Annotated in this window: 17 protein-coding genes and 1 riboswitch; of the genes, 8 read left to right on the plus strand and 9 right to left on the minus strand. The window is 35.7% G+C overall.

Annotated elements, in window-relative coordinates:
- Positions 1–100 precede the first annotated feature (100 nt).
- The 3 genes from G9C87_RS07075 (at position 101) to G9C87_RS07085 (ending at position 4,009) form a co-directional block, all read left to right on the plus strand.
- Positions 101–2,248, plus strand: a complete 2,148-nt coding sequence (locus tag G9C87_RS07075; protein ID WP_172279519.1) for an endonuclease MutS2 — start codon at positions 101–103, stop codon at positions 2,246–2,248.
- 230 nt (positions 2,249–2,478) lie between these two features.
- Positions 2,479–3,279 carry a hypothetical protein gene (locus tag G9C87_RS07080; RefSeq protein WP_172279521.1) on the plus strand — a complete coding sequence of 267 codons (801 nt, stop codon included), beginning with the start codon at positions 2,479–2,481 and terminating at the stop codon, positions 3,277–3,279.
- Between the two features lie 55 nt (positions 3,280–3,334).
- Positions 3,335–3,513: riboswitch (cobalamin riboswitch) on the plus strand.
- Between the two features lie 112 nt (positions 3,514–3,625).
- A complete protein-coding gene (locus G9C87_RS07085) occupies positions 3,626–4,009 on the plus strand; it encodes an acyl-CoA thioesterase (protein WP_089027276.1) in 384 nt (127 codons plus the stop codon).
- 37 nt (positions 4,010–4,046) lie between these two features.
- On the opposite strand, the gene G9C87_RS07090 is transcribed toward G9C87_RS07085, so the two are convergent.
- Positions 4,047–4,637 (minus strand): HD domain-containing protein, encoded by a 591-nt coding sequence (locus G9C87_RS07090; protein ID WP_172279523.1) that lies wholly within the window; start codon positions 4,635–4,637, stop codon positions 4,047–4,049.
- Positions 4,638–4,642: 5 nt separating this feature from the next.
- Positions 4,643–5,329, minus strand: a complete 687-nt coding sequence (locus tag G9C87_RS07095; RefSeq protein WP_172279525.1) for an FG-GAP repeat protein — start codon at positions 5,327–5,329, stop codon at positions 4,643–4,645.
- Between the two features lie 293 nt (positions 5,330–5,622).
- On the opposite strand from G9C87_RS07095, the gene G9C87_RS07100 reads away from it, so the two are divergent.
- The 5 genes from G9C87_RS07100 to G9C87_RS07120 all read left to right on the plus strand — a co-directional run bounded on the left by G9C87_RS07100 (position 5,623) and on the right by G9C87_RS07120 (position 10,190).
- Positions 5,623–5,952: a PadR family transcriptional regulator gene (locus tag G9C87_RS07100; RefSeq protein ID WP_089027279.1), complete on the plus strand. Its 330-nt coding sequence runs from the start codon at positions 5,623–5,625 to the stop codon at positions 5,950–5,952.
- A gap of 11 nt (positions 5,953–5,963) precedes the next feature.
- A complete protein-coding gene (locus G9C87_RS07105; RefSeq protein WP_172279527.1) occupies positions 5,964–7,679 on the plus strand; it encodes a PspC domain-containing protein in 1,716 nt (571 codons plus the stop codon).
- 310 nt (positions 7,680–7,989) lie between these two features.
- Positions 7,990–8,586, plus strand: a complete 597-nt coding sequence (locus G9C87_RS07110) for a 1-acyl-sn-glycerol-3-phosphate acyltransferase (protein ID WP_172279529.1) — start codon at positions 7,990–7,992, stop codon at positions 8,584–8,586.
- A gap of 15 nt (positions 8,587–8,601) precedes the next feature.
- A complete protein-coding gene (locus G9C87_RS07115; protein ID WP_172279531.1) occupies positions 8,602–9,030 on the plus strand; it encodes a PaaI family thioesterase in 429 nt (142 codons plus the stop codon).
- 185 nt (positions 9,031–9,215) lie between these two features.
- A complete protein-coding gene (locus G9C87_RS07120; RefSeq protein WP_172279533.1) occupies positions 9,216–10,190 on the plus strand; it encodes a chorismate-binding protein in 975 nt (324 codons plus the stop codon).
- Between the two features lie 113 nt (positions 10,191–10,303).
- On the opposite strand, the gene G9C87_RS07125 is transcribed toward G9C87_RS07120, so the two are convergent.
- From G9C87_RS07125 to G9C87_RS07155, 7 genes are all read right to left on the minus strand, one after another.
- On the minus strand, positions 10,304–10,498 hold the full coding sequence (locus tag G9C87_RS07125) for a hypothetical protein (RefSeq protein WP_172279535.1): 195 nt from the start codon (positions 10,496–10,498) through the stop codon (positions 10,304–10,306).
- Between the two features lie 5 nt (positions 10,499–10,503).
- The gene (locus tag G9C87_RS07130; RefSeq protein ID WP_172279537.1) at positions 10,504–11,106 is read right to left on the minus strand and encodes a MarC family protein; all 603 of its coding nucleotides are present in this window, start codon (positions 11,104–11,106) and stop codon (positions 10,504–10,506) included.
- Between the two features lie 43 nt (positions 11,107–11,149).
- Positions 11,150–12,850, minus strand: coding sequence for a BatD family protein (locus G9C87_RS07135; RefSeq protein WP_228456972.1), 1,701 nt, complete (start codon positions 12,848–12,850; stop codon positions 11,150–11,152).
- Positions 12,851–12,882: 32 nt separating this feature from the next.
- On the minus strand, positions 12,883–13,632 hold the full coding sequence (locus tag G9C87_RS07140) for a tetratricopeptide repeat protein (protein ID WP_228456973.1): 750 nt from the start codon (positions 13,630–13,632) through the stop codon (positions 12,883–12,885).
- 96 nt (positions 13,633–13,728) lie between these two features.
- Positions 13,729–14,736: a vWA domain-containing protein gene (locus G9C87_RS07145; RefSeq protein WP_172279541.1), complete on the minus strand. Its 1,008-nt coding sequence runs from the start codon at positions 14,734–14,736 to the stop codon at positions 13,729–13,731.
- Entirely contained in the window at positions 14,736–15,728 is a 993-nt protein-coding gene (locus G9C87_RS07150) for a VWA domain-containing protein (protein WP_172279543.1), read from the minus strand. The genes G9C87_RS07145 and G9C87_RS07150 overlap by 1 nt, the downstream gene beginning before the upstream one ends.
- A complete protein-coding gene (locus tag G9C87_RS07155; protein WP_373428024.1) occupies positions 15,721–16,617 on the minus strand; it encodes a hypothetical protein in 897 nt (298 codons plus the stop codon). Before G9C87_RS07155 ends, G9C87_RS07150 begins: the two co-directional genes overlap by 8 nt.
- Positions 16,618–16,653: the final 36 nt, after the last annotated feature.

The raw sequence follows: 16,653 nt of genomic DNA on the forward strand, positions 1-16,653 counted from the left end.
AACATTCATTTAAAAAAGATCAGGACCATAAAATTTTCAAAATATCTCATTTTCAAATTATCATCTCATCAAATTCACAATTTCTCACTAAATTTGCATTGTGTATATAAATAAAGAAGATTTAGACGAATTAGAATTTCCGCAATTGCTCGCGGAAATTTCTCCTTTTGCGTATTCTCCGAAAACGAGAGAAAAAATTCTTCAACTTCGTCCTATGGAAATCGACGAAGCAGAGCTTTCTTTGAAAAAAACTTCGGAATATCTTTCAAGTTTTGAAAGTTCAAATGCTATCCCATTCGATGAATATGAAGATATTGAAGCGGAACTGAAATTAATGCTGATTGAGAACTATCGACTGGAAAACAGCGCATTCATCAAGATAAAAACACTCACGGAACAAATCGGAAAGCTACAAAAGTTCTTTCCCACCATGCCGGATACTTTTCCCAATCTTCTGGAAAATGTTTCAGTTCTTGAATTTAAAAAAGAGATCATTGATAAGGTTGATAAAGTCTTCAACCGTTTTGGAGAGGTAAAAAGCGAAGCTTCACCCGTTCTAAAAACATTACGGACAGAAATTCAGCATGCCAAAAAAGCAATTCAGGAAAATTTCAACCGTGCCTTGTTCAATTATGGGCAAAGTGATTTTCTGGATGACATCCGTGAGAGTATTATAGAGGACCAAAGAGTTCTAGCAGTAAAATCTGCGTACAAAAAAAGGGTTTCCGGAAGAGTCTTAGGGCTTTCGAAAACCGGATCCATTACCTATATACAGCCGGACAGCGTAGTCAGCCACTATTTTAAATTGAAGGAAGCTGAAGAGGAGGAAAAGAAAGAAATTGATAAGATCCTGAGGAAACTTACAGCTGAATTAGCCGAATTTCAACCTCAGCTCTGGAGGTATCAAAAATACATTTTTGATCTTGATTTAACGAGGGCAAAAGCCAAATTTGCAGAATTAATCCATGGAGTACTGCCTAAAATCAACCGCCATAAAACCCTGAGATTAAGAGAAGCTTTTCATCCATTGTTATGGCTAAGGAATAAAGCAGAGAACAAAACGATCCACCCACAAACATTGAGTCTGACGGAACATAACAGGATCATCTGTATCTCCGGTCCCAATGCAGGGGGAAAGTCAATTACCTTAAAAACGGTAGGATTACTACAGCTGATGATCCAAAGTGGAATCCTCGTTCCCACTCACCCGAAATCCGAAATGTTTTTCTTTGACAAAATCATGACGGATATTGGAGACAATCAGTCTATAGAAAACCATCTTTCGACATATTCTTCGAGATTAAAGAAAATGTCCGGAATCATCAGGGAATCAGACGCCAATACGCTCCTGTTAATTGATGAGTTTGGAACAGGTTCCGATCCGGAACTAGGAGGTGCCCTGGCAGAAAGTTTCCTTGAATTTTTCTACGACAAGAAAAGTTTCGCGATTATCACCACACACTATACCAATATCAAACTGGTGATAGAACAACTTCCTAATGCTGAAAATGCGGCGATGTTATTCAATGAAGAAACTCTGGAACCGATGTACAAACTGGAGGTAGGCCAGGCTGGAAGTTCCTTTACTTTTGAAGTTGCCGAAAAGAATAAAATTCCCAGATTCATTATCCATTCTGCAAAGAAAAAGGTAGAACACGATATTGTAAACCTTGATAAAACCATTGTTAAGCTACAGCAGGAAAAATTTGAAGTTGAAAAGCTTAAAACAGATCTGGCTGAAAGAAAGGAATCGGTAGAAGATAAACGGGATAACCTTCAAAAGCTGAATGAACAACTTCAGCAAAAATTATTCAATTTTCAAAAGCTGTATGAAGAAGAACATCGGAAGCTTCAGTTCGGGAACAAAATCGAATCTTTTATCGAAAGCTACGTTAAGGGAAAATCCAGGAAGGATGTGGTAAAAGATTTCGTGAAGATTTTAGAACAGGAAAAATTCAGAAAAATAGGTGCTGATAAAGATGAAACCAAACGTCTTCAGATTGTAAAAAGAAAGATCACCCAGCAGCTGAAAAAAGATGAGGTTATTGAAAAAATCGCAGAAACCAACGAAAAAATAGAAGAAAAACGCAAAACCGATCGTGAGATCTGGATGAAAGTGGGACAACGGGTGCGTATTACAGGAAGTACCAGTGTCGGCACGATTGAAAAAATTTCAAGAAATAAAGTGATTGTCAATTATGGAACCTTTAAAACGACCATTGATGCCGATGAACTTGAAAGAATTTAAAAATTAATTTAATAATAAAGGAGAGTGCTAAAAGCACTCTCTTATTCTTTACTCTTTACTCTTCCTTCTTCCCAAAAAATTTCGCCTTACCGAATTTCTATCCTCCTCCAACCTAACAGAATAAATTTCTTTTGTAAAAACTTCCTTTAGCAAATAAAGAAGATTTAGGAAGCTATAATTATGTTCCGAAATGCTTTTAATTTATATATTTGAAGTATCAAAAATTTTTCATGATGATTTCCGTAAACAAAGCATTCTATTTATCTGCCTTCAGTTTATTTTCATTAGCCTTCCTAAAAGGGCAGCAAAAAATTCCTTTTGGAGTTGTAAAAGCAGAAGAAGGCTATGCCAATGTACGGGTGGCAAAGGATAATTACAGAAAAATTGTAGACAAAATCAGAATGCGTAAAGGGGATGTTTTTCTTTATGTAAAACCGGCTCCCGGAGAAACAGAATGGCTATGGATCAAATATCCCGATAAGCAGGATACTGAAAAGCCTTTTGTGAGATATGAAAATCTTGATAAGGAAGGTATGGTGAATAAAGACCGTGTAGCCTTTATTGATCAGTTGCCTCAATATACACCTTCCAAATCCAAAAACGGAAGATCACTCATTTTCACAGATAATAATAACCCCAAAATACCTACCGCTCAAAGCAGTAAAGTAATCATCGATATTTATCCTTCTAATGCCAGCTACCGTAAACAGGAAAAAGATACGGATGGAACGATATTAACCATTGATAAAGTTAAACCCTGGGGAATAAGCAAAGAACTTCCGGAAGGGATGACCGAAATCAAATCGATCCGGGTACAGCAGGTGGGGCGTGGCTCTGTCTTTGTGAGAGAAGCCATCAAAAATATGTTCCAGCCTACTATGGATTTCAATAACATCAGTGTAGCTGCTATTGATAATGATAATATTTTCCTTTATATGGTGAACGGATCAGGTGAAAACAGGTATACCACACTCTGGACAATCAAACAGGGCCGGGTGGCTCATCAGATTATTTTTAAAAATCCGGAATAATTCACCTTACTTCTCTGTATTATCCTTATTTTTGCACCTGAAAAAGTCTTACCACTTATTCATCACAGGAATGGGTTCTGCCTAACGCAGATTAAAAGGGAATCGTGTGAAAATCACGAGCTGTCGCGCAACTGTAAGTAACAAAAGTCTTTATGTAGGATCCACTGTGCCATGCATGGGAAGGGATTAAAGATGTTACAAGTCAGGAGACCTGCCTTTTCTTTGAACAAGAAACTTTCGCGGCCTGAAGTTTATTGATCTGATGGATGTTTTCAGGAATATACTAATTCCTGGATTATTCTGTTTATTTCAATAATTTCATCCCGCTTTAATTTAATAATGAAATATGACTACAGAAGAAAGAATTCAAGCATCTGAAACCAGAATCTTTAAAGCGGTTTTCCCCAACACAACCAATCATTACGATACCCTTTTTGGTGGTACAGCGATGCAATTGATGGATGAAGTGGCATTTATTACCGCTACCCGCTTTGCAAGAAAACGAGTGGTAACTGTAAGCAGCGACAAAATTGATTTTAAAAAGCCTATTCCTGCAGGAACTATTGTAGAATTAATAGGAACAGTTTCCCATGTCGGGACTACCAGTATGAAGGTAAACGTAGAAATTTATACAGAACAGATGTATTCGTATGAAAGAGAAAGAGCTATTGTAGGAGATTTCACTTTCGTAGCTATAGACGAATTTAAAAAGCCTGTACAGATACTATAATCAGAAAAAAACGCAAGCCTTCGGCTTGCGTTTTTATTTATCTTAAAACTTTTTCTGTTTCTAGACTTTTACTTAGTAAAAGCTGGAATGCTTCTCCCATTTCATCAGAAGCCCGGCTGATGGCATTTTCCAGCATATTCCTGATCTGGCTTTCTGTTACCTTAGCTTCTGTCCAGCTTTTTCCTGAAGTATGCGAATTCAGGATAAACGGCATGATCCTGTCTATTGCACAGGCAAAAATAGCATCAGGGGTCTGTTCTTCTTCAAATTCCAGCCACAAATTAAAGAATTCCGAACGCAAAGGTTCATCCAGAATCCCGAAAATTTTCTGGGCAGACAATTTTTCTCTTTCAAATTTGCCCACCATGGCTTTTTCGTCAAATAAAAATGTATCTCCAGCTTCTATTTCTACCAGATCGTGGATAGAAAGCATCCGTATCACCCTTAACAAATCGATATCAGCCCTGTTTTTAGCATAGGGGAAAAGTACCTGTGCTAAAATAATGATCTGCCATGAGTGTTCAGCAGTATTTTCTCTTCTTGAATCATCCGCATTATAATTCCTTCTCTGTACATTTTTTAATGCATCTACAGCGAGAATAAAATCAATTTCCTTTTGTATTTTCATGTTTCCTATTCTTTATAATATTCTTTGATTGGATATCTCTTTGTTTTTATGATCCATTTATTTTTAATCTTTTCACGTCGGGTTACTTTTACAGATTCACCATTCATGGCATCTTCTTCCAATTCAAAGACCTTGTCAAGGCCTTTTCCGGGCAGCACTCTGTATTCTGTGGTTAAATGCCAGCAGCAACCGGATTTAGAAAATGTTATGAGTCTTTTCCTTTTTAGATCTGTCTGAAACATTCCCAGATTTTCGCGGGCAAGATCAGTTAATTCCTCACTGATCACGAATTGCTTTCTTGTCGTATTATAGACATATACATCATAGGAGGGACCACCATAGCTGCTTTCATTACCATTTCGGATAGCAATATCTTCAAAACCGTCAAAATTAAAATCTTTAAATATCAGCGGGCTCTGTTCATCATAAAGCTGAATAACATTAACACTAGGTTGTTGATCCTTACCAAGGTAAAAATAAAGATCATCAGACGTGAACTCCTGTAAAGTCCGGAAGGTCCTTTTATCTTTCAGTACAATTGTACCATTTCCACTACATTTATCAGCATCACAATCCTGAACAGTGATCTCCGCATTATACAATAAGGATCCATCTTTAATTTCAAAATGCTGCTGACCGGAGCAAAAAGATCCTAAAACAATAAAGATGATCAAGATTACAGAACTATTCAAAATTATTTTTTTTGCTCAGTATACAGATGACTGAAAATTTCCATAACAAAAATAAGAATAGCCTTAAGAATGACCATCATTTATCTTCTATTTTAATTGATTTTAGTTTTCTTAAAAAAACAGATAAAATTTATTTAATTGAAAATCAGATAATTAAATAAAAATAAATAAAAATTTCACTACTTTGTATTGCATAATACCATTTTAATTACATATCTTTGTAATGTAAATAAGAATAGGTTCAACTAGCTAGGAACCGGATTCTAAATATAACTAATTAAAACCTTATTAAGATGAATACTGAAAATACCAAAGCGCAAATGCGAAAAGGGATTCTGGAATTCTGTATTTTAAGTCTTATCAATCATCGTGAAATGTATGTTTCCGACCTTATAGATGAACTAAAAAAAGGAAAACTGGATGTAGTAGAAGGCACACTCTACCCTCTTTTAACAAGATTAAAAAATGGTGAGTTTCTCTCTTACAGATGGGAAGAATCAACAGGAGGCCCACCGAGAAAATACTACCAGATTACAGAAAAAGGAAAGTTGTTTTTAGGTGAACTTCTCAATACCTGGAACGAATTAACAGATTCAGTAAACCAAATCACTCAAAAAAATTAAAAAACAAAGCTATGAACAAGACACTCTCAATAGGACTCGCAGGTTTTTCTTTTACAATAGAGGAACACGCATACATAAAGCTAAGCGATTACCTTAATGCCCTAAGAAGCTCTCTGGATGCTTCAGAAGCAGATGAGGTAATGCATGACATAGAAATAAGAATGGTTGAAATCTTCAGAGATTCATTAGGAAAAAGAGAAGTTATCAACGATACTGATGTAGAAGGAGTAATTGCACAAATCGGAACACCAGAAAAAATCGAAGAACAGGAAGAAGCATATTATTCAGAGAAAAACTCTAAAAGAACAAGCCACTCAGGTGCAGAATATTCAGACAAAAGACAATTATTCCGTGATCCTGAAAGACAAAAGATCGCCGGTGTGTGTGCAGGTCTGGCCCATTATGTAGGAATGGATATTACTGCTATGAGAGCAATCTGGCTAGGAGTATTTATCCTGGGTATATTTACAGCTGCTATATCCTCTTCACTTATTGCACTACTTTATATTATTCTGTGGATCGTACTTCCCAAAGCAGAAACTGCTGCAGATTTTTTGAAAATGAAGGGAAAGCCTATGAACTTCGACAATCTTAAAAATGAATCGAATAAGCTGGTACAATTTGCCAATGAATCTACTCAGAGAGTCGGAGAAATATACATCGAAAACAAACCTTACATTAATAATGCCGGAAGCGGGATATGGAACGTAGTGAGATATGTTCTCGGAGGAATCTTCGCACTGATCTCTTTTTCTTGTCTGATCGGAGTATTTGTAGTCTTCGGATTTATGGGAACTAATGATTTCCCTCCTATTAACGAAATGAATTTCTATTTCGATAATGACGGAATGAAATATACCATTATGGCCATGATCATTTTAGGAAGTTTAATTCCTGCCCTGTTATTTGCCTTATTAAGTATCAAATTAATTTCGCCTAAAACAAAATTAAGAAATACGGGTTGGGTTTTGGGAGCATTATTCCTTGGATTGATCGCATTATCTACTTATTTCGGAGTGAGCATGGCAAGAAAAGACATGTTTCTAAAAGGCCACAAAGAAGACACAGAAGAGGTATCTATCAATACAACATCAGACAGTGTTTATGTAGATATGAAGCAAATCGTTATTCCACAAAACTTCCTGGGATATGATGATGACCTTTATTCAGATAAAGTAAACGTTTTCCAAAAAGACTGGATCCACGTTGACGTAACAAGAAAAGCGGATATAAAAACACCTTATTTAATCATTAAAAAAGAAGCAAAGGGATATAATATTCCATTAAATGTGAGTGTTCCTGTAGAAGTAATAAATAATAAGGTAATACTGCCTAATTATATTAAATATCCATACGAACATCGTTTCAGAGATTATAATGTAGATTATGAACTTGTGGTTCCACAGAATGTAGTGGTACTTCCAATCAAAAAAGACGGAATTAATTTCGACGGGGACCTGAACGGTGACGGAATAGATGACGATGATGAAAATTCTGATGATGATCAGGCAAATATCAGAATCGAGAAAAATAAGATCTCCGTTAATGGTTCTACTATAGAGTACAACTCCAATGATAAGGATAGCATCATTATCAACGGAAAAAAAGTTCCAAACTCAAAAGCAGAAAAGATAATGGATTCCGTAAAATCTGACATCAAGAAAAAAGGTAAAGTAGACATCCAGATCAAGGATGGAAAAGACGAAATTTCCATAAAAACCAAATAATAAACTGCAGAGAGTGGCAGAAGGTGTGAATGGAAGACAACAGTTTGAAATTCACACTCTTCTTCTCTCAAAAGTGACAAAAAATATTATTTATTAGTTCTTTATGTTAAAAAATTGTCATACCTTCGTATAGTTATTTAATTCATAACCAAATCAATTAAAAAAACCTCAACCATGGTACAAGTAGCATTAGAAATTATAATGAAAATCGTAGATTTAATCAGCGGTTTATTTTAAGAGCGATAATATTTCAATATATTTGTAAAGTATAACCTTTTGGTTATACTTTTTCTGTTTTAATACGAAATCTATGAAAAAACTAATCGGCAAAATAATGTTGAAACTTATGGGTTGGAAAGTCCTGCTTCAGGGCGACGTCAACAGCCTTAACAGGTGTATTCTTGTAGTAGCACCTCATACCCATAACATGGAATACATTTTAGGGAATTTTGCTTATTGGTCTTTGGAAAAGCCATTGAAGATAATCATTAAAGATGCTCATACCAAAGGATGGTATGGCGGAATCGTGAAAGGTCTGGGAGGAATTGGTATCGACAGAAGTCAGAAAAATGATCTTGTTAATTTTGTTGCCAAGCAATTTGCAAAGGAAGATTTCAGTTTGGTTATTACTCCCGAGGGAACCAGAAGTTGGGTTCCGAAATGGAGAAAAGGTTTTTACCATATGGCTTTAGCTGCAAAAGTTCCTATTGTTCTGGCTGCCGGGGATTTTAAAAGGAAGATTATTTATCTCGGATATACGATCCCTTATGAAAGAATTGCTTCGGCTCCTTTTTCAGAAATTATGGATGAGATCCAGAATTATTATATAAAAAATGATATTGTCCCGAAAGTTCCTGCCAACTGGAATCCCAACATCATGGGAACAGAAAATGGAGCACAATCATAAAATAATTACCGCTATATGAAAGATATGACCAAAGAGGAGTTATTGAACTTTCTTAACAACTGGGGTGAAGAAACCTTAGCAAAAGCACTTGAAATAAAATTTATCGATATTGATCAGGAAAACGAAGTCCTTACGGCAACAATGCCGGTTTTACCCAGAGTACATCAGCCCTTTGGAATTCTCCACGGCGGAGCAAGTTGTGTATTAGCGGAAACGTTGGGTTCAAGCCTGTCCAATATTTTTATCGATGGTGAGAAATACTACGGTGTCGGTACCAACATTAACTCCAACCATTTAAGAAGCAAAAAAGATGGAATTATTACCGGCACGGCACGTTTCATAAGAAAAGGAAAAACAATGCATGTTTCTGAAATTGAGATCCGTGACGAAAAAGGACAACTCATCAACCACACCACAATGACCAATAACATCATCAACCGGTAATTTCGGTACTAATAAAAATACAAAGGCTCAAGTATATTTGAGTCTTTTTTATGATATAGCGCAAGAATTTCAAAAAACAATCCAATTGATTTTGACGTTTCTCAGACTAACAATACCTTTGCATAAAGGAAAAGCGGCTTAGCGTTTTTATTTTTCCTAGGCATTTTTCTAAAAGCAGCAGACTCATGATTTACTTCAAATTTCCTTTCAACGAAAAGCTATATACCACCAATAAAGAATCTTTAAAGAATTCAGTAACCGTTTATCCATTTCATAACTCAGGCCATCTCCGTTTCAAAGGTGATATCATCGAAGTCAAAGCAGAAGATTTTTATAATCGTACAATAACAGAATTTTCTTTACCCCGCGATCCCGATGGTTATACCGGCGAAACTAAAGATGAGTATCTGGATAAACTGGACAAAGTCATTAAAGTAATCAGAGAAAACCATCTCCCAAAAATTGTTCTTTCGAGAAGAAAAATTATTAAAAACTTTTCTGAAATCAATGTAAAGGAAAGTTTTAAAAATCTATGCAATGCTTATCCCAATGCTTTCAGATATGTTTTTGTGAATGGAGAGAATTCCTGGATGGGAGCTTTTTCAGAGGTATTAGGAAAGTTTGATAAAACTACCCATACTTTTGAAACCATGAGCTTAGCAGGCACACTACCGGTATCTGAAAGCTGGTCCGAAAAAGAAATTGAGGAACAAAAACCGGTTTCAAACTATATTCAGGATATTTTTGAGAAGTATGCTATATTGGGTCACATAGAAAGATCTTCAACATATGATCATATTTCAGGAAATATTAAACATCTCAGAACAGATTTTAAAGCAAAGATCAAACCTGAAGATGTAGACCATATCATTAAAGAGCTGCATCCTACTCCTGCCGTTTGTGGAATCCCTAAAGACTTCTGCAGGGAAAAGATCGAAGAATATGAAAAATTCCCCCGTGAATTTTATGCCGGGTATATCAAAATCGAGACTGAAGAAACCATACAGTATTTTGTGAATTTAAGATGTGCAAAACTTTATAGTAACTCAGTGCATTTATTTGTAGGGGGTGGAATTACGGCACAAAGCAATCCTGAAAAAGAATGGCTGGAAACGGAACTAAAGTCTGAGGCAGTACTTAAAAACCTGGTCTTATCTTAATAGATAACCCGGTGTTTTTAAAGAAAAATATCATCCTGATTAAACTCCATTTACAGCAATAAAAAAACCTCTTCAGAAATCCAAGAGGTTTATATTTTTTGTAATGATAAAGATTATTTCTTTACTCCTATCTTACTCCAGGTATTCAATACGAAAAGTAAAATGAGACCGATCACCGCGGAAGCAATTGAAAAAACAAACTTTAAGTTATCTTCAGATAAAACTTCTGACTGCCAGTCCAACGCGTAAAGATTAATTGCGATGAAAACGATAAATAGTATTAAAAATACTTTATAAAACTTCTGCATAATTCTTAAAAATTAAAATAGTTTTGCACCAATTGGGCAAAGTTAGCGGTAAATAATTTAATTGAAATAGCTAAAAGGATAATACCGAAAACTTTCTGTAGAACAGCTAATGTAGCTTCTCCCATTTTCTTCTCCAGCCACTTAGCTGATTTCAGCACCAAATATACGAAAATTGTATTGAGAATAATTCCACAGATAATATTAATATCATGAAATTCAGCTCTCAAGGATAAAGTTGTCGTTAATGTTCCTGCTCCTGCAACAAGAGGAAAAGCGATAGGAACAATAGATGCTGACTTGGCCTCCGTTGTTTTATTGATTTCAATTCCCAGGATCATTTCTATAGCAATAATGAAAATGACAAATGCCCCGGCAATGGCAAAGGAGTTAACATCCACTCCAATGAATTTAAGGATTTTATTTCCTACAAATAAAAAAACCATCATGATAATCCCTGCTGTAATTGATGCCCTTCCCGCTTCAATCTGTCCGAATTTCTGTTGAAGACTTACAACAATAGGAACCGACCCGATAATATCAATAACAGCAAAAAGAACCATAAAACAGGTTAGAACTTCTTTCAAAGAAAACTGATCAAAAATTTCCATCTTTCGTATTTAATAATTTCGCAAAAATATGAAAAATAAATAACTATTTGCTAATCTTTGAATACAAATTAACAATAGCGATCAACAGCTCATCCATTCCTTCTGATGATTTCACAGGAGAGAACTTTTCTATCTGAATCTTTTGTGATAAAGTTCTGTATTCTTCAGCAACAGCCACCCCTTTATAGCTTTCAAGGAAACTCACAAAATCTTTTGAAGAGCCCTGGAAATACTCTTTCCTTACTTCTGCATCCAGTTCATCAACCGTCTGAAAGAATTTCTGGTAGTCCTCACTGTCTTTAAGATTTTCCAGATAACTGAAATAATCATTAACATCAGTTTTAAGCCTTTGTCGTATCTCCTTTTCTGTTTCCGCTACAGATCCCAGAGGTTTTACAGCTACAGTTTCTTTAATCAATTTACGCTTTTTTTGCCAAGTCTTGAATAACAGATATAGAACAAACAAAGTAAGAAGAATAGCAATGTTCGTTAAAAGAATATTCCAGTGAAACTTATTCTTTTCTTTAACTTTAAACGTTGTCGTCTTAAGAACTGGTGTATTTACCGTTTCTAAAAGACTGTTTGTGTACTCATTTACTCTTTCAACCGTAGATCGGGCTTCCATGATCTGGTCATGGGAGAAAGCGTTTACCGATAATGTTTCCTGTCCCAGGTCTACATATTCTTTACTTGTCGGATTAAAGAATGCAAACTGTTCCGTTTTAATTGAAATGGGTCCTGCTTTCTTAGGAATAACAACATAATTTGCTAGAATTTCACCTTTAATCCCTGCTAATCCGGGAACTACCTTAGTTGTAATCTTAGGTTTAAAAACTTCATAGTCCGGAGATTCTGCAATCGTAGGTAAACTCATATCCGTTAAATTCCCTTCTCCTGAAACCTTTATGATCACATTCAACGGTTTTTTAACTTCAACTTTTTCTTTAGTTGCATTAAAAACACTCACGTTAAAGTTTCCTACTGCATTTTTAAAGCATTCCGGTGAGCCTTCAGGCAATCTTTTTACATTAAGTTTTACTTTATTGGAAAGTATTTTATTCTTATTGGCATAGCTGCTTAACGAGGCGGAAACAGAGGGAACTTCCACATATCCTGCTTCATTAGGGAATATCATAAACATGGCTAAAACCTGTGAAGCCATATTTCCATAGTCAGAAGGATCAATTTCAGATCTGTTGAAATTAATTGCGTGAACATTGATGTTTCCCTGGTTGGGAAGGCGAATATTTTTTACCCTTCTGAAATTATCAATATTTCTGGAATAAACCTTTAATACAGCAATGGTGGGCTGATCCTGATATACTTCCCTGTCTTCAATTTCCATATTAAGATATACGTCATTTGAAGCGCTGGCTACGGACTTTTTCTCCACATCCCTTACAAAAATATCGAACGGTTCGGTTTTATAGATTTTATTGTTGATGGTAACCAGTACGGAACCTATTTTTACTTTCCCTTTTTGTTTAGGCTCCAAAGCTACCCGGGTCACGTATTGTGTAATAACCGTATTGGTTTCGGGATCCATATAGCCACTGCTAACAGATCCGCTCCCCACCATATTGAATTTGGATAAGTCGGGTAAACGCAGTGGAGTCTGCTGGTTATATTCACTCCCGTTCAATTCAAGAACGATGGTGAGATTTACAATATCCTTGCTGCTATAATCCGTTTTATCAGGAGTTACGGAAATATTAACCTGTCCGTAAGAAATTACGGAAGTCAATAGAAGTATTATGTAAATCAGTTTATGTTGCATCACCAATCTTTCTCGTTGCTTTCGGGCATCGAATAAGAATCTTTATTTAAAATTCTTCTGGCGGTTTCTTTTTCTTTTTCGCTTACTTTATTTAATATTGCGTTTTCAAGATTTTTGGGCATTTTGCCTTCATTATTCTTCTTCTGGTCAGGGTTATTTCCCTGCTGGCTTTCTCCCTGATTTTGCTGGCCTTTACCTTGGTCTTGCTTTTGATCTTTTGGATTACCTTTCTGATCATCATTTTGTTGTTGGTCTTTGCCGCCACCGCCTTTTCCAGATTTATTCTGTTGATTCTTCTTTTCCTGGCTTTCTTTTTCCTTCAACTTCGCAATTTCATAATTTTTTCGAGTAGCTTCGTTATAGGGGTCCTGTTTTAAGGATTGCTTATACAATTCTGCTGCCTTATCCGGCTGGTTTGTCTGCATATAAGTGTTCCCTAAATTATAAAGAGCCGCTGCTTTATCCGGCAAGGTTTGAGAGAGCTTTTGTGCTTTTTCAAATTCAACCCTTGCCTCTTCATATTTTTTACTTTTATACAACGCATTGCCTAAATTATAATGGGCCGTAAAATCTTTATCATTGGATTTTATAGCCTCCATGTATTTAGAAGATGCTCCATCATAATTTTTACCGTTGAATTTCTGATTGCCCTCATACACCAATGTTCTGTAATTTTCCTGAGCAAACAGGGAATTTGATGTGAGAAAAGCAATTATAAACGATAAAAAAATGATTTTAGTATTCATCATATGCAAAATTATTCCTTTATATGTTAATAAACAGGCTTTTATTTGTTAAAATTCGGTTAAAGTATCTTTTAAAAATACTGGAAAAAATGGAGAAAATTAAACATTAAAATCTCTCTTTGGATTAAAAATGTAAATTAAGAAAAAAAACAATATAGATACCCCTAAAAAGTACTGATAGTAGTGATTGGCGTTTTGCGATTTCACAAGGGTTTCTGATGATGACATTTTTTTATTCAGCGCATCAATAATCCTGTCCGGAGCTTCATTAACGTTATTTCCGTCAATATATGATCCACCGGTAGATTCAGCCATTTTTTTCAAAGCGCCGGTCTGTCTTTTTGAAATAACAGTCTCTCCGGTCCTGTCGGATTTATATCCCATCAATTGTCCGAAAACATATTCCGGAACAGGAGCTCCTTCGTCGGATCCGATCCCCACGGATGTTACCATAATCCCTTCCTTATTGGCAAGCTTTATCGCAGCGTTATCATTTCCTTCGTTGTCTTCCCCGTCACTTAGTAAAACAATCTTACGGGCTCCCTTACTTACATTTTTAAACTTATTCACTGCTGCCTGCATGGCTTTCAGAAAATCCGTTCCCTGGATTTGCATGGAACTTGTTTCAATAGCATTAATATAGGTTTCAGCAGAAGTATAATCTGTGGTCAGAGGCATAATGGAAGTAGCTTCGCCTGCAAAAATTACAATCCCCACTTTATCGCTTCTCATTTTTTGCATGGTATTGATCATGAGGTTCTTTGCTTCAGTCAAGCGGTTAGGATTAATGTCTTCCGCATTCATCGAATTGGAAACATCCAAAACAAAAATGACATTATTCAATTTCTGATTGGTCTTGATTTCCTCAGAACCATTTAATAAATCGATGATCGCAAAGATTAAAAATAATGTTCCTAATAGATACAGCGTCGGGAAAATCTTTGTAAAGCCTGATTTTTTTTCGAAAAGCTCCTCATGAAACTTATGATCTGCAAAGATGATTTTCCTTTTATTCTTCCATTTAAGATAACGAACCAATAAAAATCCGAGCAGCGGCAAAAGCAACAGCAACAACAAAAACCAATAATTTCCTAAATACCAATCCATCAGCTCAAAAATTTATAAAACACCCATCTTAACAATGCATCCATAACAAGCATTCCCAAAGCGATCCAAAGAAATATTTTAAAATACTCCTGGTAATTATACAGCTTGGAAACCTTTACATCAGATTTTTCCAATTGGTTGATTTCATCATATACTTCTTCAAGACTGCTGTTTGATGTAGCCCTGAAATATTTCCCTCCCGTAGTCTGAGCAATTTCCCTTAAAACAGGTTCATCTATCTTCACCTCAGTTTCGGTAAATACAAGATCCCCAAAAATATCGGTTTGGGTAGGCATCAGTGCATATCCATTCGTTCCAATTCCTATACAATAGACCTTAATGTTATTATTCTTAGCCAGTTCAGCACCAACTTGTGTAGGCATTGCATTTTCGATCGTATTCACACCATCTGTCATAAGAATAATAATCTTACTCTTTGCCTTACTGTTTTTTAAGTGATTCACCGCTACGGAAAGCCCTTCACCGATAGCAGTTCCGGGTTGAAGCTCCAATGGATTGAGATTTTTCAATTCATCAATGACCACCTGATGATCAGAAGTTACAGGAACCTTAGTAAATGCCTCCCCCGAATAGGTAACCAGCCCTAATCTATCATTAGGTCTTTTTTCAACAAATTTTACAGCAATATCTTTCAGTGCCGTTAGACGGTCGGGAGTCAAATCTTTAGCAAGCATACTTAAAGACACATCTACGGACATCATAATATCAATTCCCTTTGTATCATCTCTATCCTGTGAAATCGTAAAGGTCCTTGGCCTTGCCATCGCAATAATAAGTGCCGAAAGTATGATATATTTTGAAATCTTAAGTAAAAAAAGCACAGCAAGAATACCACCGCTGTTATCCATATTTTTTACAGTAGGTACTTTTATACCTTTTTTCTTCTGTTTGCTCACATCCCTGAATAAAAGGGGAATAAACAATAGGAAAAGCAGCAAAAACCACGGACTATAAAACTCGAAATTAAACATCCTTTCTTAAGTTTTCAAATTCAAGATCTTTGGAAGATCTTTTTACAAATTCTCTGATATCTGCAAGATCTCTCTCCATGGTCTTCTGATCGGGGAATGTTTTAGCAAATTTCACCAGATCTCCTCTGAAAAATACCTCTTCCACTATCTTTTCATTTTCCAGAGATATGGTATTATTCTGTTTCATAAGATTCACCAGATCATCCGTAAGTAATACATCAGCTGGTAAATGATATTGTTTGGTAATAAACTTCCTGGAAATATCAATAAGTTCTACATAAAAAGAACGGTAATTGCCTTCTTCGATATATTTTTTCTTTTTAAGTGAATCCAGCTCTTTCAACGTTTGGTTTGTTGCTACCACCGGCTCACTTTTTGACTTCCTGCCCCATTTAAGGTACATAATAATCGCAATAATCAATGCAATTAATGCCAAAGCAGCCAGTATATACCATTTATAGAGCTCCCAGTAATCCCTGGTTTCCAGTTTTACTTCCTTATTCTTCATGATATCATTAATCTGATCTCCTTTTTGAGCCGTATTAATAACATCTATTTCATAGGGAATCGTCTTTAGGATTTTATCTCCCACTTTAAATTCCAATACCGGAATAGTAAATTTTCCCTCTTCAAAAACCGCAAATTCTATCTTTCTTTCATAAGTATTTGCATTCGTTCCGATGCTGTCCTTCACCTCTTCAAAATGAAATGGCAGGAGCTCATTTTTAGGAGCTGCACCTACCGGCTGATTATTGAGATTATCAATTTTGATTACAAAGTGATTAACCTCTCCCAAAGCCAGTGTCTGTTTTTCAAGGTGCGAAGAAAGTATCTGTGAAAAAGCATTAACACAGATGAGAGAACATAATATAAAAAGTATTTTTTTCAATTTCAATTCAATTTTGGCTGTAAGCCCCTTTAATTC

It is taken from the genome of Chryseobacterium sp. LAM-KRS1, assembly GCF_013184525.1.
Taxonomy (GTDB): domain Bacteria; phylum Bacteroidota; class Bacteroidia; order Flavobacteriales; family Weeksellaceae; genus Chryseobacterium; species Chryseobacterium proteolyticum.

What these genes read in the sequence shown, in the direction of transcription:
- G9C87_RS07085 (WP_089027276.1), top strand. Translation starts at nt 3,626, where the DNA reads ATGACTACAGAAGAAAGAATTCAAGCATCTGAAACCAGAATCTTTAAA.
- G9C87_RS07110 (WP_172279529.1), top strand. Translation starts at nt 7,990, where the DNA reads ATGAAAAAACTAATCGGCAAAATAATGTTGAAACTTATGGGTTGGAAA.
- G9C87_RS07125 (WP_172279535.1), bottom strand. Translation starts at nt 10,498, where the DNA reads ATGCAGAAGTTTTATAAAGTATTTTTAATACTATTTATCGTTTTCATC.
- G9C87_RS07145 (WP_172279541.1), bottom strand. Translation starts at nt 14,736, where the DNA reads ATGGATTGGTATTTAGGAAATTATTGGTTTTTGTTGTTGCTGTTGCTT.
- G9C87_RS07090 (WP_172279523.1), bottom strand. Translation starts at nt 4,637, where the DNA reads ATGAAAATACAAAAGGAAATTGATTTTATTCTCGCTGTAGATGCATTA.
- G9C87_RS07130 (WP_172279537.1), bottom strand. Translation starts at nt 11,106, where the DNA reads ATGGAAATTTTTGATCAGTTTTCTTTGAAAGAAGTTCTAACCTGTTTT.
- G9C87_RS07080 (WP_172279521.1), top strand. Translation starts at nt 2,479, where the DNA reads ATGATGATTTCCGTAAACAAAGCATTCTATTTATCTGCCTTCAGTTTA.
- G9C87_RS07100 (WP_089027279.1), top strand. Translation starts at nt 5,623, where the DNA reads ATGAATACTGAAAATACCAAAGCGCAAATGCGAAAAGGGATTCTGGAA.
- G9C87_RS07105 (WP_172279527.1), top strand. Translation starts at nt 5,964, where the DNA reads ATGAACAAGACACTCTCAATAGGACTCGCAGGTTTTTCTTTTACAATA.
- G9C87_RS07120 (WP_172279533.1), top strand. Translation starts at nt 9,216, where the DNA reads ATGATTTACTTCAAATTTCCTTTCAACGAAAAGCTATATACCACCAAT.
- G9C87_RS07115 (WP_172279531.1), top strand. Translation starts at nt 8,602, where the DNA reads ATGAAAGATATGACCAAAGAGGAGTTATTGAACTTTCTTAACAACTGG.
- G9C87_RS07140 (WP_228456973.1), bottom strand. Translation starts at nt 13,632, where the DNA reads ATGATGAATACTAAAATCATTTTTTTATCGTTTATAATTGCTTTTCTC.
- G9C87_RS07150 (WP_172279543.1), bottom strand. Translation starts at nt 15,728, where the DNA reads ATGTTTAATTTCGAGTTTTATAGTCCGTGGTTTTTGCTGCTTTTCCTA.